We start from the raw sequence: 20,129 nt of genomic DNA, 5'->3' as shown, positions 1-20,129 counted from the left end.
GTCGTCGGGGAGTGAGCCAGGATCGAGAGCCACATCAACAGCTTACGCCGTCTGGCACAGCACGCAAGCCCGTTGCCGGCACCCGCGCGTCAGCCCGCGATGCGGGGGCGGTCCGTACGCACCGGGGTACGCCAGTCGATGCCTTCCAGCAGCATGGCGAGCTGCGCCGGCGTCAGCGCGGCAGCCGCGCCCGCCGTCGCCGGCCAGACGAAGCGACCCCTCTCCAGGCGCTTGGCGAACAGGCACAGGCCCTGGCCGTCCCACCACAGCACCTTGATCAGGTGCCCCTGCCGACCGCGGAAGACGAAGGCCTGTCCCGAGAACGGATCACGCGCCAAGTGATCCTGCACGAGACTGGCCAACCCGTCGAAGCCCTTGCGCATGTCGGTGTGGCCGGTCGCCAGCCAGACCCGCGAGCCGGAGGGAACCGGGATCATCGTCCCAGCAACGCCGCGATCACACCCTGCAGGAGCACCACGTCCGCGCCCGCCTCGGCCCGCAGCCGATGACCGCCGGCCAGCTCGATCTCGATGGCGCCGGGGCGGGGCGGCTCGTCCCGGACGGGAGGTTGCGGAGCCGGCAGCGCAAGTGGAACGAAGCTCGGGCGGGACGCCACCGGTGGCGGCGATGCTTCTGTCCGGAGAGCGCGGCGCCAGCGGAACAGCAGACTCGAATGAAGCCCGTGCCGGCGCGCCACTGCGGAGGCCGTCGTCGCCGGATCCTCCGCCTCGGCAAGGATCGCCCCCTTGTGCTCCGACGACCAGGTCCGTCGCGTTCCCGCAACCACGATGTGAGGAGCGTTCGTCATAGGTCCAGACACAGGGCCGATACAGCGCCATCCCGCGCCATCCCCTGTATCCAGACCCAGACCCTATCCGCACAAGGCAGCCGTCACCGAGCGCTTACGTTAGCCTCGTCGCCAATATCGCTACGGCAGAGGCACGTGCAACTGCTTGGTGGAACTTCGAACGGCTGCGCAACGGAACCCTATGGGACGACCCTGCCGTCTGCGCGAAGCTCGTGTCGGACACAGACTCGGCACATCGCCATCTCGTTGATAATATCTTCGGCCTTTACACGAAGATCAAGGCGGGCTCCCTACTCAGCGAGGGTTTGCAGCGCCGATTGCTAATTCTTTCGCTACTGATCGCCTATCTCGACGAACGCAATGCCCTTGAGGCGGAGTATTTTGCGCAGTTTCATTCTGGCGCACGGACTTTTGCCGATGTGATGCGTGCCGGCAAGCCGGTGGTCCGCCTGCTTGCGGCGCTTGAGAAGCGCTTCAACGGGCATGTTTTCGAACTGGATGACGATCTGCGGACCGAGCTCGTCGAGAGCACGCAGCTCGCCGCCTTTGCCGATCTCATCGAAGGCCTGCATGACACGCATGGTCAAGGAAGCTTCTGGCGCCTCTATTCTTTCCGGGACCTTCCAGTTGAGTTGATCAGCAACATCTACCAACTGTTCGTGGAAGACAAGGATAGCTCGATCTACACGCCTCCGGCGCTCGTCCGATTGATGCTTGACGAGGCGCTGAGCTGGGAGCGCATCGACCGCTTGATTGAGCGGGACGAGGTGATCCTCGACCCAGCATGCGGGTCGGCCGTCTATCTCGTTGAAGCCTATAAGCGGCTCGTCCTGCACTGGCGGATGCGAAACGCTTGGGCGCGACCGAAGGTCAAAGATCTGAAGGCGTTGCTGACGCGTGTCCATGGCATTGACCTGGAGCCCGGAGCTATCAAGCTCGCGGCGTTCAGCCTGTGCCTCGCTTTGTGCGAAGCGCTCGAGCCCGAGCATATCCGTAAAAGCGTCCGGCTTTTCCCTGAACTCGAAGGCGCGACGCTGCATCCAAGCTGCTTCTTCGCGGCACGCGAGCAGGGCCTAATAGCCAAGCGAGTCGGCGTGATCATCGGCAATCCGCCATTCAAGTCGTCGCTGTCGACGCCAGGCGCCGTTCGCGCTGCCAAGGCCTTCAGGCAGAACTTGGCCGAGAAGCTCCCCAACGACCAGCTCGCCTATCTCTTTCTCGTCTCTGCGCAGGATATGCTCACAGACGGCGGGGTGATTAGCATGATTCAGCCAGCAGGCCTCCTCTACAATCTCAACTCAAAAGGGCTACGCAGACATATCTTTGGAAAATGGGACGTTCGCGAGATCTTGGACTTCGTTTCAGTCCGCGGCCTGTTCTCAAAGGGGGGTGGCGACACGCAGATCGTCGTCGTCGTCGCGCTGGCGGGTGAGCCCGAGGGCACGCGCAAAATTCTTCACGCGATTTTTCGGCGCAGCGGCAAGGCGGATGCCGAGCAGAGTTTCGACATCGACTACTATGACATGCATTGGATAGCGCGCGGTGAGGATCTGGCGGACTATCGCACGTGGCGCGCGGGATTGCTCGGCACACAGCGTGTGGTGGATCTGGTGCGGCGGCTGGCGGAGATGCGAACGCTTGGTACCTTTGCCCAGGTAAAAGGCTGGGAACGCGGCCAAGGCTTCATGCGCGGCAATCGCATTCACAAGAATTCGCATGACCATATTTGGGGCAAGCCGATGATGCCCCCCGACGCAATCGGTCCGCATGGAATCAATAGTGCCAAGGTGAAGACCGCGCCGCGTGTGCCAATTTCGGACGTGCGGTCGGAGCGGGCTTTTCAAGCCCCGCTTCTGCTCGTGCGCAAGCAGGAAAATCTTGATCAAGGTTTCTGGGACAAAGGCTATATGACTTTTGCCGACGAGATTGTCGGCTTTTCGGGCGACGACTCGGACACCCCGGACCTACTTGCGGTGTCGGACTTCATTTCAATGAACCGGAATTGCCTGTCGGCCTATGCTGCCGCGACAAGCTTTCGGTTGTTTAACAAGAAGGCCACAGCGACAAGCACAGGCGACATTTTCGACCTTCCGTTCCCTGAGTCAGGCGATCTCGGGCTGAGCGCAAGCGAGGCTATCCTTGTGCACGACATCGTCGCTTATCAGCGCGACCTGATCCGCAGGGGTGACCAATCGGTCGCGCTGAAGAGTTCTGGTCAGGCTGTACTCCCGGCTTTCAACGAAACTTTTCTCGCCGCGATTAACCACCTATACCGCGACAACCCACTCGTGGCGCACCCCAGTCAATCCTGGCCTGGGATCATCTGCCAGCCCTATTCCTTCGGCGCGGTGGAAATCGACTGGTCGGATAGCGAGACGCTGCGCGGGCGGGTTGATGCGCTAATCCGGGAACAGCGCAGTGAGAGTGTATCGGTCACGCGGATTGCCCGGATTTACGATGACAATTTGCTGTTCCTGATCAAGCCGGACCGGCTGCGCTTCTGGATGCGATCAATCGGGCTGCGCGACGCCGACGAGGTGCTCGCCGACCTTCGGGCTCAGGGTTACTAGTTCGTGCTGGCAGACGGCAGGGAAAGCAGACCGATTACCGAGGGGCTGCGGATCGGGTTGCATCAGCCCGCGACCCAGCTTCGCACGCTCGTCGCCTTTATCGCCGAGGCGCTGCCCTTTTGGCGGGATGACGAGATGCGGCCGCCGGAAACAGCCGAGGATGCGCTCTCCGATCAGCTGTGCGATTTCCTGAACGATGCCGCCCGCGCCGCCCCGGGTTTCGACGCCTTCAAATTTCAACGCGAGACGCGTGATGACATCAAAGGCGGTCGCAATCTCGACATTGCAGCCAAGCCAAGCGACTGTTCGATTTGGATCGGCGATCGCCACTATTCGCGATATGACATTCTACTCCCGATCGAATGCAAGCGGCTCCCCACCCCGGTCGCCAGGAAGCGCGATCCGCGCGAATATCTGTACAGCAACATTAGCTCCACGGGCGGGATCCAGCGGTTCAAGAGCGGCGCCCATGCCGCCAACCATGCGTTTGCCGCTATGATTGGCTATGTCCAGACTGGGAATATCCCACATTGGCAGCGCGAACTCGGCACTTGGATCGATGACTTGGCGGCGACCGCCGCACCGCTCTGGAGTGCCGACGACCGACTCGAAATCGAAGACCACGACACAACCAGGCGGCGAGCCATCCTTAAGTCCCAACATACCCGCGCTAACGGTCTCAACACGATCGCAATGCGCCATCTCTGGATCGAGATGTGAGGGCGTTCCAGGCGCGATGATCGACATCGACGCACTTGGCATTAACTCTGTATGTGCATCGCCTGACCTAGACATTCAATCAGCATGCCTCTTATCGCAAGATTGCGAGTAACATCCGAAATCAGACGGTTGGCCCCTCCCACGCGGACTGTGCGGCCCCACGCCGAGCCACGACGAACCGGCCGATGCGGACGGGTTGATTTCGCAGGCCGCGCGCCTGATATCAGCGCGGACCCCGAAATCAGCCGGCGAGCCCTTTTCGCGATGACGAGCAACGACATGCAGCACGACGACCCGCGCCAGAACACGGTCGAGGCCGGGGCCGGCGTGGCGCACGAGGCCCCGCACGACGCCCCCGAGGCGCAGGCCGCCCCGGCCGACGACAAGCTCGCGGCGCTGACCGCAGAGCGCGACGAGCTCAAGGACCGGACGCTCCGGACGCTGGCCGAGATGGAGAACCTGCGCCGCCGGACCGAGCGCGAGGTCGCCGACGGCCGCACCTACGCGGTGACGAACTTCGCCCGCGACGTGCTCAACGTCGCCGACAACATCCGCCGGGCGCTGGACAGCGTCCCGGCCGAGGCGCGGGCCTCGGCCGAGGGCGCGCTGAAGGGCCTGATCGACGGCATCGAGCTGACCGAGCGGGACCTCGCCAAGACCCTGGAGCGCCACGGCGTCAAGGTGGTCGAGCCCAAGGGCCAGCGCTTCGACCCGAACCGCCACCAGGCGATGTTCGAGGTGCCCGACCCGGAGGTGCCGGCCGGCACCGTCGTGCAGGTGGTGCAGTCCGGCTACGTCATCGGCGACCGCACCCTGCGCCCGGCCCTCGTCGGCGTCGCCAAGGGCGGCCCGAAGGCCGGCGCGCCGGCCGACGCCGCGCAGGCCTGATCCACCGCTCTATTCTCTCTGTATCAAGCAAACGAAGCCGCCGCTTCCCTCCCCCCGACGGATCTCGGGCTTGCCCGCGATCCGCACCCTGTGCGTCCAAGTCGGGCAAGCCCGACTTGGGTGCGGGGGAGGGGGAGCCGGTGATCGGGCGGCGCTGGATCGTTCGGGAGCGATGTTCCTTCCCGGGCGGCGAGGACGCGCCGCATGCGATGAGGGGACGGCCGCACCATCCTTGTGCGCGAACGCACGACGCATCGGCCGAATTCGCCCCCTCAGGGCATCCCGATGCCAGCGATGGTTGAACATTCGGAAACGCTTGGGCCATAACTTCGCCATCGGCCGGGCGCATCCCGGAACGAGTCGGCGTGGCGCGTGATGCGTCGGGGCCGGGCTCGCGGGCGCGTCGCGCTCCAGCGTCGCGCATCGGAATCGTCATGCAGGTCGTCGACGCGGTCGAGAGGGATGGGTTCGGGCAAGGGGGCGGTCAGGCCGACCTGCGCCGCAGCCGCGCGCATGCCCGCGCCCACCGCCACAGCGCCCAGGTGCGCACGCTCCGCCGGGTGCTCCCGCTCGTCGCCGGCGGCGCGGTGATCGCGCTCGGGGCCTGGCTGTTCAACCCGTTCGCGGCGGTGCTTCCCGGCGTCAGCGTCGGGCCGGTGACGCTGTCGGGCACCAAGGTGCGGATGGAGAACCCGAAGCTGTCGGGCTTCCGCAAGGGCGACCGCGGCTACGAGGTGACCGCCACGGCGGCGCTCCAGGACATGCGCAAGCCCAGCCTGATCGAGCTCGAGGCGATGCGCGGCCACGTCGCCACCGACGAGAAGGGCGGGCTCGCCTGGATCGAGGCGGCCACGGGCCTGTTCGACACGACGCGCGAAGCCCTCGACCTCAAGCAGGACATCCGGATCTGGACCGACAAGGGCGAGGAGGCGCGGCTGCAATCGGCCGCCGTCGACTTCAAGGCCGGCAGCGTGAAGTCCTCCGAGACCGTCACCGTGTCGGTGCCGAGCGGCCAGGTGGTCGCCGACGGGCTCGACGTGGTCGAGAACGGCCGGGTGATCTCCTTCATCGGCAACGTCCACACCGTGTTCCACCAGGACAAGGCCAAGGATTCCAAGGCGGACGGCAAGGTTGACGGCAAGGCCGAGCCGAAGGTGCCGCTGCGCGTCCTCACCTCCTCGGCCGAGCCGACGGACGGCCGCCCATGACCCGCCCGCTCGCGTCTGCGCGGCATTTCAGGTTCTTCGCGCTTCTCGCCGCCGCGCTCGCGTCCGCCACGCTGGCGGCCGCGCCCGCCCGGGCCGAGAAGCCGGCCGCCCCGGCCGCGGCCAAGAAGGACGCGGCCTCGCCGTTCGGCGCGATGGGCGGCGGCAAGGAGCCGATCAAGATCGACGCCGACCGCCTCGACGTGTTCGACCGCGAGAGCAAGGCGATCTTCGCCGGCAACGTCGTGGCCGTGCAGGGCGACAGCACCATCCGCTGCTCGACGATGACGGTCCACTACAAGCGCGGCAAGGACAAGGACACGAAGGACAAGGACAAGGCGAACCCGGGCGCCGAGGCCGAGGAGAAGCCGAAAGACGCCGCCAGCATGGGCGAGAACGGCATCCAGAAGGTGGATTGCGCCGGCCCGGTCACGGTGGTGCAGAAGGACCAGGTCGCCACCGGCGACAGCGCGGTGTTCGACCAGGCCGCCAAGCGCATCGTGCTCACCGGCAACGTCGTGCTGAGCCAGTGCCAGAACGTCACCCGCGGCCAGCGCCTCGTCTACGACATGAACACCGGCCGCGCGAACATGGACCCGGTGCCCGGCGGCCGCGTCTCGGCCCTGTTCGTACCGGGCGAGAAGTCCGACGCGAACAAGTCCGCCAAGGGCTGCCCCCAGCCGGCCGGCATCGCCAAAACTGCGCCGAAGCCGGCGGAGGCCGTCAAGGCGGACGCAGCCAAAGGCGAGGCCAAGACCCGGGCCCAGGCCAATTGAGCGGTTCGCTCGGCGTCTCCGGCGGACAGGCCCTCTCCCCGCACCGATCCGAGACCGCGAGCCCGCGCCCGTCCTGGCTCGGGCGGGTGCTCGGCCGCGCCAGGCCCGATGCCGTCCCGGCCGAGGTCGAGGGCGGCCCCGGCATCCTCCACGTCCGCGGCCTGCGCAAGAGCTACGGCGCGCGCACGGTGGTGCACGAGGCCGGGCTCACGGTGCGGACCGGCGAGGCGGTCGGGTTGCTGGGGCCGAACGGCGCCGGCAAGACCACGATCTTCTACATGATCACCGGGCTGGTGGCGGCCGACCGCGGCCACATCACCCTCGACGGCCTGCCGATCACCCACCTGCCGATGTACCAGCGCGCGCGCCTCGGCATCGGCTACCTGCCCCAGGAAGCCTCGATCTTCCGCGGCCTGACGGTCGAGGACAACATCCGCGCGGTGCTCGAGGTCGCGGAACCCGACCGCAAGGCGCGGGCGAAAAAGCTCGATTCGCTGCTGGAAGAGTTCGACATCGCGCGGCTGCGCAAATCCCCGTCGATCGCGCTGTCCGGCGGCGAGCGCCGCCGCTGCGAGATCGCCCGGGCGCTGGCCTCGTCGCCGACCTTCATGCTCCTCGACGAGCCCTTCGCCGGCATCGACCCGATCGCGGTCGGCGACATCCAGGACCTGGTCAAGCACCTCAAGCAGCGCGGCATCGGCGTGCTGATCACCGACCACAACGTCCGCGAGACGCTGGGCCTGATCGACCGCGCCTACATCGCCCATTCCGGCCGCATCCTCACCGAGGGCACCCCGGAGGAGATCGTCGCCAACGCCGACGCGCGGCGGCTGTATCTCGGCGAGGATTTCCGGCTTTAGGGGCGGGCCCGGCCGGGATCGGTGTCGCGAGCGGAGGACGGCCCGGCGTGGATCTGCGACGGTCCGTTTCCGGGCGGAGCCGGCAGCAGCGCATACCGCCGTCGCGCCGGCTCACGCAGCTTCCCGGACGGGGGCAGGCGCGGGGAAGGGTCTCCTACCAAGTCTCATGGGTAGGAACCCATGAGGTCCGGCGGATTGCCGCCGCCCCGCAGTCGCGGGGGCCAGACCTCGATGAGTCGGGCTCATTGAGGTCTGGTATCAGATCCTGACCGGGCGGACGTTCGACGGATCTCGGCGCCGCATCAGGATTTTTCGGTGCGCGATAACCGTTCTCGATTCCCGTCTCGAAACCGGATGCCGCTTTCGAGAGACATCGGGGGCGCCTCACGTCGGTGCCTCGGTGGTCCGAACTTTCGGGGAGGGCGGGGAGCGATCCTCGACGCTGTCGACCGCGTCGCGCGATCCGCGCCTACGTTCTCTACGCGGTTGCATGCGGTGATTTCACGCAATCATGAATAGCAACGATGGGAGCCTTCGCTCCTGCCTTGCCCGATCGTGGGTCGAGCGAGGCAGATGTGGAACGGCCCTGGTTCTTCCCGCTGATTCCGACCCTACGACACGGTCGGAGGGAGCCCAACGCGATGCTGAGATCATCCATCACGACCCTCGACGGCTATCACGGCCTCCTACCGCGCACCTGGACGCGGGACGAGACCTGCGACGAAGCCTACGTCGACGCGCAGAACGACTTCCAGGCGGCCAAGGCCCGGGCCTTCGTCCTGCCGATCGTGCGGGAGGCTCCGGTTCGGACCGTCCTGGACGTCGGCTGCGGCATGGGCGGCATGGCGGTGGCTCTCGAAACGGAGGGCTACGAGAGCTACGGCATCGACCTGCCGGGGCTGACGCGCCGCTGGTCTTCGGCCGGCCGGAGCGCCGACCGGTTCTACCTGGTCGATCCGGACGCGTTCGAGCTCCCGTTCCTCGACGGCAGCATCGACTTCGCATTCACCTTCGGCGCCATCGAGCACGTCGGCACGACCGACGGACACGCCGACCGCCGTCCCGACTGGCACGCGGTCCGCCGACAGTGGCTGCGGGAGATCTTCCGCGTCCTCTCGCCGGGTGGGCGGATGCTGATCGGCGGCCCCAACCGCGCCTTTCCGATCGACGTGGCCCACGGTCCCGACAGCCGGGCGACCGCCTGGGAGCGCTGGCTCGCGCGCCGGCTCGGCGCGACGGTCCACCGGACCTGGGGGGACAACTTTCTCTGGGCCTACCCGGACGTGCATCGCTACCTCGAGGGCCTGCCTTACGGGATGGAGGCTCGCAGCATCGGCGGGTTTCTCGACTTCTCGCGGGTTCCGGCCTTCGCGCGCCCGACGGCACGCGCCTACGTCGCCCGCATGCCCCGCTCGCTCTTGGGCACGGGGTTCAACCCGTGGGTGATGGCGCTGGTCACGCGCCGCGCCGACGGCTGAGCGGGATCCCAGGCATGCGCCGCCGGCCCATGGGGCGACGATCCCGGCCGACCTCAGAAATCGCCGCGACGGCGGCCTGCCGAGGCCTTGGCCGACGTTCGCGAGCCCGGGTGCTCAGATCGGTCCGCCGCCGCGAGCCCAGTCGCCGCTCGGGCGACGAACGGCGCCTTGCGGAAAGCGCCGACACGATCCGGGCGGTCGTACCGGGCCTCAGGTATGCGGCGCCGAGCACGAGCTCCGGCCCACAGCACGGTCGCCCTCACGCCATCGCGTCGTAGGTCGAGACCAGCCCGGCCGGGGCTGTCGCGCGCCAGGCCGCGAGCAGGGCGTCGCGCAAAAGCTCCTCCTCGCAGGCGTCGAGGTCGAGGTTGGTCCAGCCGCGGCGGCCCCAGGCGCCGTCGATGGCCGAGAACAGGTCCGGGTCGGCCTCCAGCAGGCGTGCCTGGTCCTCCGGCGACAGCCGCAGCACCAGGCGGTCCTCCTCGGTCCACAGGGTCGCGAAGACCCGGCCGCCCACGCGAAAATCCGGGTTGCCCTTGTGCGCGCCCGGAATCGCCTCCGGCAGCATCAGCGCGAGGGCGCGCACGTCGTCGGGCAGCATGTCAGGTGCCGGCGGGCGCCTGCCGGCTGCTGGGCCAGCTGCTGCCCGCATGCTCGCGGATGTCGCCGGGCTCCGACCCGGTGGCCGCGTCGCTGGCCCACTCGGCGGGCTCGGCCACCGCCTCGATCCGGTCCTCGGGGTAGCGCGCCTCCAGGAAGAGCAGCGCCTCGGCTTCCGAGGCCGCCCGCACCGTGACCAGGGGGCGCGGGCCGGATGGGGTCCGGACGTCGGCGATGAACAGGCGCGTCATGAGGATCTCGCTGGGTGAAGGCTGTGCAGGCAACGTCCGGGACGGCGATTGTGTCCGTGTCCGTGCAAGAGCGGCGTTCGACGATTGCGAGCTTCAAACAATCCATAACGCTAAGTTTTAACGTTAAGCCAGCTTTAAGACCTTGCCGGCATGGTCCGTGTTGTCAGCAGAGCCGGCACCGCAAGCTTCCGGCACATCAAAGCGTGAAGGAATTCTTATGGCCCGCTCCAAGCTCGTCGCTTTGGTGCGCACCCTGACGCTCGCGGCGAGCGTCGGCGCGCCTTCCCTCGCAGCGGCCGCCGACCTGCTGCCGCCCCCGCCCCCGCCGCCCTACGCACCGCCGATCGAAGTCGGCGGCGGCTGGTACCTGCGCGGCGACGTCGGCGCCAGCGTCTACGACCGGGCGAAGTACAGCACCTCCTACGACTACAACCCCTACCCGGATGCCAACCGCTCCTACGGCAACGAGGTCGGCGGCGGCGGCTTCGCCGGAGCGGGCGTCGGCTACCAGTTCACCCCGTTCCTGCGCGCCGACGTGACCGGCGAGTATCGCTACTCCACCGGCCTGCGCGGCAGCGAGTACTACAAGGGCTACACCGACGAGAACGGGCTCGGCTCCTACGGCATCAACAAGTCGAGCGGCCACTTCGATTCGGCCGTCGTGCTCGCCAACGCCTACTTCGACCTCGGCACCTGGTACGGCATCACGCCGTTCGTCGGCGCCGGCGCCGGCTACGCCTTCAACCACGTCTCGGGCTACGGCAGCAACGGCCAGTACACCAGCGCGTCCTACGCCTACGATTACGGCAACCCGCAATACGGCGGCGGCTGCCCCTGCGCACCCCCGACCTACAACTACGCTCCTGTCTACGACGCCAACGGCAACGTGGTCTACAACAACCAGGCCAACACCAAGTCCTACAAGGACAAGACCACCGGCAGCTTCGCCTGGGCCCTCCACGCCGGCCTCGCCTACAACGTCACCGACGCGTTCAAGGTGGAACTCGCCTACCGCTACCTGAACCTCGGCCATGCCTCGACCGGCGCCAGCTTCTCCACCTGCTGCGGCGAGGCCGGGGCCGGCGTGAAGGTCAAGGACATCGAGGCCCACGACGTGAAGATCGGCGTGCGCTACATGCTCGGCGGCCTCGTCGCCGCGCCGCTGCCGCCGCTGATGAACGACTATCAGCCGGCCCCGGGCCCGCTCGTCCGCAAGTACTGAGCCTTCGGCACGCCATCTTCGAAGCCGGCGCGGATCGCATCCGCGCCGGCTTCTTGCGTTTCGGCGCCGACGAAGACCCGAACGAATACGGTTAAGCCGTTCACAAGATTTGTGGTTTACCAGTCTTCGCAAGGTGTCCTGCGGGATGCGATGTCAGGTCTTGCGTAAGGACGTCCCCATGGCTGCGCTCGAACGCCGCTTCGCCGCCACGGCGCTGCTTCTCCTTGGGCTCGGACAAGGTCTCGGGATTAGAGCGGCCGAGGCCGCCGACCTGGCGCCCCCGCCCCCGCCGGCCGCGCCGCCGGTCGAGGTCGGCGGCGGCTGGTACCTGCGGGCCGACTTCACGGAATCGGTCTACGGGCGCCCGCACGACGACACCCGGGCGGATGCGAACGATCCCGGCATGCCGCCCCTCGTCGGCCTGCGCCTCAGCGATGCGGCCGGTGGCGGCGGTGGCGTCGGCTACCGGATCAACCCGTGGCTGCGCGTGGACGCGACCATCGACCAGCGCGGGCCCGCGCGCTACCGCGCCTACTCCTCGCGCTCGAACTTCGCCACCGGCTACAACGTCGAGGCGGCGCAGGTCTCCGCGCTGACCGGCCTCGTCAACGTCTACGCCGACCTCGGCACCTGGTGGGGGCTGACGCCCTATGTCGGCGCCGGAATCGGCTTCTCCGACATGGGCGTCGCCCGCGGCTACACCCAGACCACCTGCACGGCCGATTCCTGCGACGGCAACCCGGGCACCGGCCCGCGCACCGCCGTGACGCGCCCGAGCCGCGCCGTCGCCTCGCTGGCCTGGGCGCTCACCGGCGGCGTCTCCTATGCTGTCGGCGGCGGCTTCAGCGTGGACGCGGCCTACCGCTACGTCGACTTCGGCAACGCCAAGAGCGGGCTGGACGCCTACAACGGCGGCACGCGCCTGAAGGACCTCGCCGCCAACGAGTTCCGCCTCGGCCTGCGCTACGACCTCGGCGGCGTCGGCAGCCTCGGCGGCCTGCCGAACCTCGTCGGCGTCGGCAACACCGCCTACGGCAACTGAGCCGGGTTCTCGACGGCGATCAGGACGGGCCGCAGGACGGCCTCGGGCCGTCCGCGACTCGCCTTGCGCGGAAGGACGGCCCCCGACGACCCGCGCGGACGGCGGGCCGTCCGACGCCTCGCCGGCATCCGGTTCACGCTCGGGCATTCCCTCTTATCGCGACGGGCCGGCGGGCGACGGCCGTCATGTGTGCGCGGTGCCTCGCATCGGCACAGCATATCGGCCGCGGTGGAAACCCGACATTAAGGTTACCTCCCTATCAAGACAGAACAGGTTTCGTAGTGCGGCGGTGCTGCCGCCCCGAGGACGACCGTGATGCGTAAGACTTCCCACGCACTTCTTGCCGCCCTGAGCCTCGCCGGCCCGACCGCGGCGCGCGCCGCCGACCTCGACTACGATTTTCTGCGCGGCCCCGACTACGACCCGCCGGCCGCCGTCACGACGATCGACTGGAGCGGCGTGTATCTCGGCGGGCACGGCGGCTACAGCTCGGCCGCCCTCGGATTCCAGAAGTCGTACCAGCCGCTGATCTTCCAGCGGACGCACGACTCGACGGCCGAATCGGACTTCGGCGCCTCCAACCTGTTGACGTCCAGGTCCCGGCGCGTCGGCGACGTGAGCTTTGGCGGATACGCGGGCTATAACTTCCAATACGATGACGTCGTCGTCGGCATCGAGGTCGACTACACCAGCTTCGGGCGCGGCGGCGGGTCGTCGGATAGCATCTCCCGGATCAAGACGAACAGCCTCGGCTATCTCGAAACGGTCGGCCTGCAGGGCGCCTCGAGCACGAAGATCAACGATTTCGGAACGATCCGCGCCCGCGCCGGCTACGCGTTCGGCAACCTCCTGCCTTACGTGACGGGTGGCTTCGCGATCGGCCGCGCCCGCATCGCGGACGGTGTCTTCATTCAGGATTCCGGCTACAACGCCACCACCTTCAACGCCAACCAGGCCCTGACGACCGGCAAGCCGGCCTACGTCGAGAACTTTGGTTACCGCACCGGGACGTTCAGCCAGACCGATCCCACGACGGGCGTCCCCTACACGAACTATCTCAGCCGGTCGAAGACCAAGACGGTGGGCGGCATCGCGCTGGGCGGGGGCCTCGAATACGCGATCACGCCGAGCATCCTGCTGCGCGCCGAATACCAGTACGTGCTGTTCAACGACTTCGACGGGCACAAGGCCAACCTGAACACCGTCCGCGGCGGCGCGGCCGTCAAGTTCTGATCGGCGCTTCGCCGACCGCCTTCCCTCGCGCCGGATGACCCCGATGCCCGTTCGGACCTCGCTCCCCCTCGCCGCTCTCGCGGGCCTGCTGGCGACGCTCGCCGCCGGGCCCGCCGCGGCCCAGGGGCCGGGCTACGCCGAGGCGCCCCCGCGCTTCGCGCCGCGCCGCCTCCCGCCGCGGCCCCTGCCCGGCTTCGATCGCGGCTACGGCGTCCATGCCGGGCCGCGCGCCTACGGCCCAGTCGTGCGCGCCTACCTGCCGCGCAACGACAGCGTCCCGATGTACAACGAGCCGCCGCCGCGCTGAGGCGGCGTTCGAGTCTCACCCGTCTCGACGACGCCGCGCCGCCCCTTTTGCCGACCAGATTCAAACATCTCCGCTCCTGGCGATTCGCTTCGCGCGCATCCCCTCGCCCCGCTTGCGGGGAGAGGGCTGCGACGACCTCGTCGTCGTCGCGGCAAGGCGGCAGCCGAGGGTGAGAGGGCCGACCCGGATGAGGCTCATCCGATATCGCCCCCTCACCCCCGCTTCGGCTTCGCCTCCCGGCTGCACGACGGGGTGCGGCCGGGCCTCTCCCCGCGTGCGGGGAGAGGGGGACCCGCGCGTCATCAGCGGCCGTAGCGAAATGGCGAAAGACGGTAGCCCCTTCAGAGGGCAGTGCGCGTCGCGCAAGCCCCGTCCGTTCGCACCGCACCCTTCCACCCGCCGTCCGATCCGCTAGAGATCGGGCGTCGCGTCGCGCACGCGGTCCTCCGGCGGGAAGCGGGCGATGAAGATCCAGGGTCTCTCGGCGATCGTCACGGGCGGAGCCTCCGGGCTCGGGGCGGCGACCGCCCGGGCGCTGGCCGAGGCCGGCGCGCGGGTGGCGCTGCTCGACCTCGACGGGGCGGCCGCGCAGGCCGAGGCGGTCGGCGGGATCGGGATCGCCTGCGACGTGGCGGACGCGGCGAGCGCCGAGGCGGCGATCGCGCGGGCGGCCGAGGCGCACGGCCCCGCCCGCATCCTCGTGAACTGCGCCGGCATCGCCCCGGCCGCCCGCATCGTCGGGCGCGACGGGCCGGCCTCGCTCGAAGCCTTCGCGAAGGTGATCCAGGTCAACCTGGTCGGCTCGTTCAACCTGATGCGGCTGGTGGCGGCGGGCGCGGCCGGGCTCGACCCGCTCGAGGGCGGCGAGCGCGGGGTGATCGTCTCCACCGCCTCGATCGCCGCCTACGAGGGCCAGGTGGGACAAGCCGCCTACGCCGCCTCGAAGGCCGGCATCGTCGGGCTGACGCTGCCGGCGGCCCGCGAGCTCGCGCCGCTCGGCATCCGCGTCTGCGCCATCGCGCCCGGCATCTTCGGCACGCCGATGCTCCTCGGCCTGCCCCAGGAGGTCCAGGACAGCTTAGGGGCCGCGGTGCCCTTCCCCGCCCGCCTCGGCCGGCCGGAGGAATACGCCGACCTCGTGCTGGCGATCGTCCGCAACCCGATGCTCAACGGCGAGACCATTCGGCTCGACGGCGCGTTGCGCATGCAGGCGCGCTGAGGCTTCGCACGAATCTCAGCCTGACGCCGGTACGTCCGCTCGGTATCTGGGACCCGACATGTCGCAAACCTTCGACTGGACCTCCGCCTACCCCTCGATCCGCATGCCGATGTTCGGCCGCAACGTGGTCGCGACCTCGCACGCGCTGGCGGCGCAGGCCGGGATGCGGATGCTGTGGAAGGGCGGCAACGCGGTCGACGCCGCGATCGCCACCGCCGCGGCCAAGACGCTCACCGAGCCGTGCAGCAACGGCCTCGGCTCGGACGCCTTCTGCATCCTCTGGGACGGCAAGGAATTGCACGGCCTCAACGCCTCGGGCGGGGCGCCGGCCGCCTGGACGCCGGACTACTTCGCGCGGAAATACGGGCCGGCCGCCCGCCCGCCGATGCGCGGCTGGGATTCGGTGACGGTGCCCGGCGCCGTCGGCGCCTGGGTCGCCCTGTCCGAGCGCTTCGGCAAGCTGCCCTTCGCCGACCTGATGGAGCCGGCGATCGAGATCGCCGAGCGCGGATACCTTGCGCCGATCGTGGTGCAGCAGAAATGGGCCGCCGCGGCGCAGGTCCCCGACCTCGTGCGCCAGCCGGGTTTTGCCGAGTTCTTCCTGCCCCGCCGCCGCGCGCCGGACGTCGGCGAACTGGTGACGCTCAAGGCCGCCGCGCGGACGCTCCGCGCCATCGCCGAGACCAAGGGCAAGGCCTTCTACGAGGGCGAGATCGCCGAGGCCATGGCGCGGCACGCGAGCGAGAACGGCGGCGCGATGACGGTGGCGGACCTCGCCGCCTACCGCCCGGAATGGGTGACGCCGACGAAGAAGGACTACCGCGGCTACACGCTCCACGAGATCCCGCCGAACGGGCAGGGCATCGCCGCGCAGATCGCGCTCGGCATCCTCCAGAACTTCGACCTCGCCGGGATGGCGGTGGACGGCGCGGCGGCGCAGCACCTGCAGATCGAGGCGATGAAGCTCGCCTTCGCCGACACCTACCGGTACGTCGCCGACGGCTTCGCGATGCGGGTGAGCCCCGAGGAGATGCTCGACGACGCCTACCTGGCCTCGCGCGCCAAGCTTATCGATCCGCGCCGCGCCCAGGATTTCGGCGCCGGCAATCCGGTGCGCGGCGGCACGATCTACCTCACCGCCGCCGACGAATCCGGCATGATGGTGAGCTTCATCCAGTCGAACTTCATGGGCTTCGGCTCTGGCGTCGTGCTGCCGGACTGGGGCCTGTCGCTGCAGAACCGCGGCTACGGCTTCGTCCTCGACGCAGCGAGCCCGAACTGCGTCGCGCCGGGCAAGCGCCCGTTCCACACCATCATCCCCGGCTTCCTCACCAAGGACGGCGCCCCGGTGATGAGTTTCGGGGTGATGGGCGGCAACATGCAGCCGCAGGGCCACCTGCAGACCCTGGTGCGGATGATCGACCACGGCCAGAACCCGCAAGCCGCCTGCGACGCCCCGCGCTGGCGCTTCAACCAGGGCTTCGAGATCAACGCCGAAGCGGCCATGGCGCAGGACACCCTCGACGGCCTCGTCGCCCGCGGCCACCGGGTCGACGTGATCCAGGACAGCTACCAGGATTTCGGCGCCGGCCAGTTCATCTGGCGCATGGGCGACCCGGCCATCGAAGGCTACGCCGCCGCCAGCGACCCGCGCCGCGACGGGCAGGCGGTGGTGTGGTGAGGCGCGGGGCGGATGGGGCGTCGGCCCGAGGCGCGGGCCTGGTCGACTGACGGGTCTCGTCCCGGCCTCGCCGTTCGCGCGTCCATCGACGCGCGGACGCGGCTGTCGGAACGGATGCCGGGCCGACGTGGGAATGCCCGCTTTCCGCCTGTCTTCGAGTCCCGCGTCCGGCGCGGTCTGAAAGCAGGTCCCGGCCGCGTCGATCCGGTCGCGCCTCGCGCGCCCTTCGTTGAGCTTGCGCCCCCGGCGGTCTATGCACGGACCCCATGGACCTCCAAGCTTCTGCGAGCCGATCCCCGGCGCCCCTCGCCTGCCAGATGCGGCCATCCAGGAACGCGGCGCCGTTCCTGCCCATGAGCCGCGCCGAGATGGACGCGCTCGGGTGGGATTCCTGCGACATCGTCCTGGTGACGGGCGACGCCTACGTCGATCATCCGAGCTTCGGCATGGCCATCATCGGCCGGCTGCTCGAGGCGCAGGGGTTCCGGGTCGGCATCATCGCGCAGCCGGACTGGCAGTCGGCGGAGCCGTTCAAGGCGTTGGGCCGGCCGGCGCTGTTCTTCGGCGTCACCGGCGGCAACCTCGATTCGATGGTGAACCGCTATACGGCGGACCGTCGCCTGCGCCACGACGACGCCTACACGGCGGGCGGCGAAGGTGGAAAGCGCCCCGACCGCTCGACCATCGTCTACACGCAGCGCTGCCGCGAGGCCTACAAGGACGTGCCGATCATCCTCGGCGGCATCGAGGCCTCGCTGCGCCGCATCGCCCACTACGATTACTGGTCCGACAAGGTCCGCCGCTCGATCCTGGCGGATGCCAAGGCCGACCTGCTCCTCTACGGCAACGCCGAGCGCGCCGTGGTCGAGGTGGCCAACCGCCTCGCGGCCGGCGCGGCGCCGCAGGACCTCGATTCCGTCCGGGGCGTCGCCCTGTTCCGCCGCGTGCCCGAGCACTACACGGAGCTGCCCGCCGACGACCTCGATTCGGCCGACGAGGCCGCCGGCCGCCGCCCCGGCGAGACCGTGATCCGGCTGCCCGCCTACGACGAGGTCAAGGACGACAAGGAGGCCTACGCCCGCGCCTCGCGGGTGCTGCACCGGGAGGCCAACCCCGGCAACGCCCGCCCCCTCGTCCAGCGCCACGGCGACCGCGACCTGTGGCTGAACCCGCCGCCGATCCCGCTCTCCAGCGAGGAGATGGATGTGGTCTACGACCTGCCCTACGCCCGCGCGCCCCATCCGTCCTACGGCGACGCGAAGATCCCCGCCTGGGACATGATCAAGTTCTCGGTGACGATCATGCGCGGCTGCTTCGGCGGCTGCACCTTCTGCTCCATCACCGAGCACGAGGGGCGCGTCATCCAGAACCGCTCGGAGGGCTCGATCCTGCGCGAGATCGAGCTCATCCGCGACAAGACCCCGGGCTTCACGGGCGTGATCTCGGATGTCGGCGGGCCGACGGCCAACATGTACCGGATGGCGTGCAAAGATCCGAAGATCGAGGCGGCGTGCCGGCTGCCGTCCTGCGTCTTCCCGGATATCTGCCCGAACCTGAACACCTCGCACGACGACCTGATCCGGCTCTATCGCAAGGTCCGCGAGGTCGAGGGCGTCAAGAAGGTGATGGTGGCGTCGGGCGTGCGCTACGACCTCGCGGTCCGAAGCCCCGAATACGTCGAGGAGCTGGTGACCCACCACGTCGGCGGCCGCCTCAAGATCGCGCCCGAGCACACCGAGCGCGGACCCCTCGACCTGATGATGAAGCCGGGCATCGGCACCTACGACCGCTTCAAGGAGATGTTCGACGCCGCCGCCAAGAAGGCCGGCAAGAAATACTACCTGATCCCGTATTTCATCGCGGCCCATCCGGGCACGACCGACGAGGACATGCTGAACCTCGCCCTCTGGCTGAAGAAGAACGACTACCGCGCCGACCAGGTGCAGACGTTCCTGCCCTCGCCCATGGCGACCGCCACGACCATGTACCACACCGAGATTAACCCGCTGGAGGGCGTGCGGCGCGGCGGCAGCCAGCCGGTCGACGCGATCAAGGGGATGCGGCAGCGCCGGCTGCACAAGGCGTTCCTGCGCTACCACGACCCCGAGAACTGGCCCCTGCTGCGGGAGGCGCTGCGAACGATGGGCCGCGCCGACCTGATCGGGCCGAGGCCGGAGCAGCTCGTGCCGTCCTCGCAGCCGCCGGGAACGGGCCTGGGCAAGGCAGGGGGCAAGGCGGGGGGCAAGACGGGAGGCCAGCCGCGACCCGCGCGCCACCCGGGCGCGCCGCGTTTCACCACCAAGGGCATACCGTTGCGGAAGTGACGGCCTGGCGCCTCGCCCCCGAGCCGGCCGGCGGCCGACCCGGCCGATCACGGAGGGCTGCGTGAGCCTGGCCCGCATCCTGGCGGGGCTCGGCCTCCTCCTGCAGGCGGCTTGCGACCGGCCAGGCGGGTGCCCCGCCGGTCAGGGGGTCGCCCTGTCGGCCGACGCGGCGGAGCGGAGGATCGCGGCCGTCCTGCCGAAGGGCTGGACGGTCGCCGCCCGGGCGAAGGGGGCCGTGCCCTACGGCGTCGTCCCGGGCCCCGGGGGACCCGACGCCGCGGCGGTGCTGCTGACGCTCGTCGGGCCGGAGCGGGGTAATTACCCACCCCCTTGCGCGGGTTGGGTTTCGCTGATTCTCTCGTAGGATGGGCCGAAGCGATCTTGAGCGGCTGAGCCGCGAGGAGCTGATCGAGTTGGTGCTGCGGATGCAGCGCCCGACGAAGACCTCGCGTACGTCTTCGAAGCCGCCCGCGACGGACCGCAAGGAGCGGCGGGAGCAATCGAAGCCCGGCGGGGCGAAGCCCGGTCATGAGGGTCGTAGCCGCGTGATGTGCGACGAGCCCGGTGCGGTCGTCGACCATCGTCCCCATCACTGTTCGTGCTGTGGCGGCGACCTACACGCGGCGCTGTCGGCCGAGGTCGTCAGCCTTTCCGAGCAGATCGAGTTGCCGGAGGTCGCGCCGGCCGTCACCCAGCATCGACGGCTGGCGGTGCACTGCCCGACCTGCGGGACGCGGGTGGTCGCAGCCGTGCCGGAGGCGGCGCGGGGAACACCTTTCGGTCCGCGGCTGCATGCGGTTGCCACCTATCTCAAGACCTTCCAGGCGCTGTCCTACGAGCGGCTGCAGGCGGCGCTGTCGGATCTGTTCGGGCTCACCCTCAGTCAGGGCGGGCTGATGAACCTGCTCCAGCGCACGCAGAAACACTTCCGCTCCGGCCGCGACG

General features: G+C 68.9%; 19 protein-coding genes. 16 read left to right on the top strand and 3 right to left on the bottom strand.

The features are described 5' to 3' along the window. Positions 1 to 89 precede the first annotated feature (89 nt). A complete protein-coding gene (gene tnpB / locus FV226_RS22545) occupies positions 90 to 437 on the bottom strand; it encodes an IS66 family insertion sequence element accessory protein TnpB (RefSeq protein ID WP_147764644.1) in 348 nt (115 codons plus the stop codon). A 583-nt stretch (positions 438 to 1,020) separates the two neighbouring features. On the opposite strand from tnpB, the gene FV226_RS22535 reads away from it, so the two are divergent. The 7 genes from FV226_RS22535 (at position 1,021) to FV226_RS22505 (ending at position 9,305) form a co-directional block, all read left to right on the top strand. Beyond that, positions 1,021 to 3,378 carry an N-6 DNA methylase gene (locus FV226_RS22535; RefSeq protein ID WP_147764642.1) on the top strand — a complete coding sequence of 786 codons (2,358 nt, stop codon included), beginning with the start codon at positions 1,021 to 1,023 and terminating at the stop codon, positions 3,376 to 3,378. 3 nt (positions 3,379 to 3,381) lie between these two features. Then, positions 3,382 to 4,098: a hypothetical protein gene (locus tag FV226_RS22530; RefSeq protein WP_246686239.1), complete on the top strand. Its 717-nt coding sequence runs from the start codon at positions 3,382 to 3,384 to the stop codon at positions 4,096 to 4,098. 264 nt (positions 4,099 to 4,362) lie between these two features. After that, a complete protein-coding gene (gene grpE, locus FV226_RS22525) occupies positions 4,363 to 4,986 on the top strand; it encodes a nucleotide exchange factor GrpE (protein WP_238272807.1) in 624 nt (207 codons plus the stop codon). 434 nt (positions 4,987 to 5,420) lie between these two features. Next, positions 5,421 to 6,194, top strand: a complete 774-nt coding sequence (locus FV226_RS22520; protein ID WP_147764641.1) for a lipopolysaccharide-assembly, LptC-related protein — start codon at positions 5,421 to 5,423, stop codon at positions 6,192 to 6,194. Next, positions 6,191 to 6,967: an LptA/OstA family protein gene (locus FV226_RS22515; RefSeq protein WP_147764640.1), complete on the top strand. Its 777-nt coding sequence runs from the start codon at positions 6,191 to 6,193 to the stop codon at positions 6,965 to 6,967. The genes FV226_RS22520 and FV226_RS22515 overlap by 4 nt, the downstream gene beginning before the upstream one ends. Continuing rightward, a complete protein-coding gene (gene lptB, locus FV226_RS22510; RefSeq protein WP_147753835.1) occupies positions 6,964 to 7,827 on the top strand; it encodes an LPS export ABC transporter ATP-binding protein in 864 nt (287 codons plus the stop codon). The genes FV226_RS22515 and lptB overlap by 4 nt, the downstream gene beginning before the upstream one ends. Before the next feature lie 641 nt (positions 7,828 to 8,468). Beyond that, on the top strand, positions 8,469 to 9,305 hold the full coding sequence (locus FV226_RS22505) for a class I SAM-dependent methyltransferase (RefSeq protein ID WP_187273737.1): 837 nt from the start codon (positions 8,469 to 8,471) through the stop codon (positions 9,303 to 9,305). 259 nt (positions 9,306 to 9,564) lie between these two features. Here FV226_RS22505 and FV226_RS22500 read toward each other — a convergent pair whose 3' ends face one another. Both FV226_RS22500 and FV226_RS22495 read right to left on the bottom strand, forming a co-directional pair. Continuing rightward, a complete protein-coding gene (locus tag FV226_RS22500; protein ID WP_147764638.1) occupies positions 9,565 to 9,906 on the bottom strand; it encodes an MmcQ/YjbR family DNA-binding protein in 342 nt (113 codons plus the stop codon). A 1-nt stretch (position 9,907) separates the two neighbouring features. Further along, complete coding sequence (locus tag FV226_RS22495) at positions 9,908 to 10,156, bottom strand: hypothetical protein (protein WP_147764637.1); 249 nt, start codon at positions 10,154 to 10,156, stop codon at positions 9,908 to 9,910. A 217-nt stretch (positions 10,157 to 10,373) separates the two neighbouring features. Between FV226_RS22495 and FV226_RS22490 the strand changes: the two genes are divergently transcribed. The 9 genes from FV226_RS22490 to FV226_RS22445 all read left to right on the top strand — a co-directional run. Further along, positions 10,374 to 11,378, top strand: a complete 1,005-nt coding sequence (locus tag FV226_RS22490; RefSeq protein ID WP_147764636.1) for a porin family protein — start codon at positions 10,374 to 10,376, stop codon at positions 11,376 to 11,378. Between the two features lie 178 nt (positions 11,379 to 11,556). After that, positions 11,557 to 12,420, top strand: coding sequence for an outer membrane beta-barrel protein (locus tag FV226_RS22485; protein ID WP_147753840.1), 864 nt, complete (start codon positions 11,557 to 11,559; stop codon positions 12,418 to 12,420). A gap of 315 nt (positions 12,421 to 12,735) precedes the next feature. Next, complete coding sequence (locus FV226_RS22480; protein WP_147753841.1) at positions 12,736 to 13,653, top strand: outer membrane beta-barrel protein; 918 nt, start codon at positions 12,736 to 12,738, stop codon at positions 13,651 to 13,653. A 43-nt stretch (positions 13,654 to 13,696) separates the two neighbouring features. Continuing rightward, positions 13,697 to 13,960, top strand: a complete 264-nt coding sequence (locus FV226_RS22475) for a hypothetical protein (protein WP_147764635.1) — start codon at positions 13,697 to 13,699, stop codon at positions 13,958 to 13,960. Positions 13,961 to 14,423: 463 nt separating this feature from the next. Beyond that, positions 14,424 to 15,179, top strand: coding sequence for an SDR family NAD(P)-dependent oxidoreductase (locus tag FV226_RS22465; RefSeq protein ID WP_147764634.1), 756 nt, complete (start codon positions 14,424 to 14,426; stop codon positions 15,177 to 15,179). A gap of 58 nt (positions 15,180 to 15,237) precedes the next feature. After that, positions 15,238 to 16,860, top strand: a complete 1,623-nt coding sequence (locus FV226_RS22460; protein ID WP_147764633.1) for a gamma-glutamyltransferase family protein — start codon at positions 15,238 to 15,240, stop codon at positions 16,858 to 16,860. 317 nt (positions 16,861 to 17,177) lie between these two features. Continuing rightward, a complete protein-coding gene (locus FV226_RS22455; RefSeq protein ID WP_246691697.1) occupies positions 17,178 to 19,184 on the top strand; it encodes a YgiQ family radical SAM protein in 2,007 nt (668 codons plus the stop codon). A gap of 61 nt (positions 19,185 to 19,245) precedes the next feature. Further along, positions 19,246 to 19,548 carry a hypothetical protein gene (locus FV226_RS22450; protein WP_147764631.1) on the top strand — a complete coding sequence of 101 codons (303 nt, stop codon included), beginning with the start codon at positions 19,246 to 19,248 and terminating at the stop codon, positions 19,546 to 19,548. 1 nt (position 19,549) lies between these two features. Beyond that, a partial coding sequence (locus FV226_RS22445) for an IS66 family transposase zinc-finger binding domain-containing protein (protein ID WP_187278823.1) occupies positions 19,550 to 20,129 on the top strand: 580 nt, incomplete at its 3' end.

Origin of the sequence: Methylobacterium sp. WL12, from assembly GCF_008039475.1 — a bacterium.
In the GTDB taxonomy this organism is placed as follows: domain Bacteria; phylum Pseudomonadota; class Alphaproteobacteria; order Rhizobiales; family Beijerinckiaceae; genus Methylobacterium; species Methylobacterium cerastii.
Note: the sequence above shows the minus strand (reverse complement) of the source record. Positions and strands in the feature narration are given on the sequence as shown.

What these genes read in the sequence shown, in the direction of transcription:
- tnpB (WP_147764644.1), bottom strand. Translation starts at nt 437, where the DNA reads ATGATCCCGGTTCCCTCCGGCTCGCGGGTCTGGCTGGCGACCGGCCAC.
- grpE (WP_238272807.1), top strand. Translation starts at nt 4,363, where the DNA reads ATGACGAGCAACGACATGCAGCACGACGACCCGCGCCAGAACACGGTC.
- FV226_RS22520 (WP_147764641.1), top strand. Translation starts at nt 5,421, where the DNA reads ATGCAGGTCGTCGACGCGGTCGAGAGGGATGGGTTCGGGCAAGGGGGC.
- FV226_RS22515 (WP_147764640.1), top strand. Translation starts at nt 6,191, where the DNA reads ATGACCCGCCCGCTCGCGTCTGCGCGGCATTTCAGGTTCTTCGCGCTT.
- FV226_RS22505 (WP_187273737.1), top strand. Translation starts at nt 8,469, where the DNA reads ATGCTGAGATCATCCATCACGACCCTCGACGGCTATCACGGCCTCCTA.
- FV226_RS22500 (WP_147764638.1), bottom strand. Translation starts at nt 9,906, where the DNA reads ATGCTGCCCGACGACGTGCGCGCCCTCGCGCTGATGCTGCCGGAGGCG.
- FV226_RS22495 (WP_147764637.1), bottom strand. Translation starts at nt 10,156, where the DNA reads ATGACGCGCCTGTTCATCGCCGACGTCCGGACCCCATCCGGCCCGCGC.
- FV226_RS22490 (WP_147764636.1), top strand. Translation starts at nt 10,374, where the DNA reads ATGGCCCGCTCCAAGCTCGTCGCTTTGGTGCGCACCCTGACGCTCGCG.
- FV226_RS22485 (WP_147753840.1), top strand. Translation starts at nt 11,557, where the DNA reads ATGGCTGCGCTCGAACGCCGCTTCGCCGCCACGGCGCTGCTTCTCCTT.
- FV226_RS22480 (WP_147753841.1), top strand. Translation starts at nt 12,736, where the DNA reads ATGCGTAAGACTTCCCACGCACTTCTTGCCGCCCTGAGCCTCGCCGGC.
- FV226_RS22475 (WP_147764635.1), top strand. Translation starts at nt 13,697, where the DNA reads ATGCCCGTTCGGACCTCGCTCCCCCTCGCCGCTCTCGCGGGCCTGCTG.
- FV226_RS22465 (WP_147764634.1), top strand. Translation starts at nt 14,424, where the DNA reads ATGAAGATCCAGGGTCTCTCGGCGATCGTCACGGGCGGAGCCTCCGGG.
- FV226_RS22460 (WP_147764633.1), top strand. Translation starts at nt 15,238, where the DNA reads ATGTCGCAAACCTTCGACTGGACCTCCGCCTACCCCTCGATCCGCATG.
- FV226_RS22455 (WP_246691697.1), top strand. Translation starts at nt 17,178, where the DNA reads ATGCGGCCATCCAGGAACGCGGCGCCGTTCCTGCCCATGAGCCGCGCC.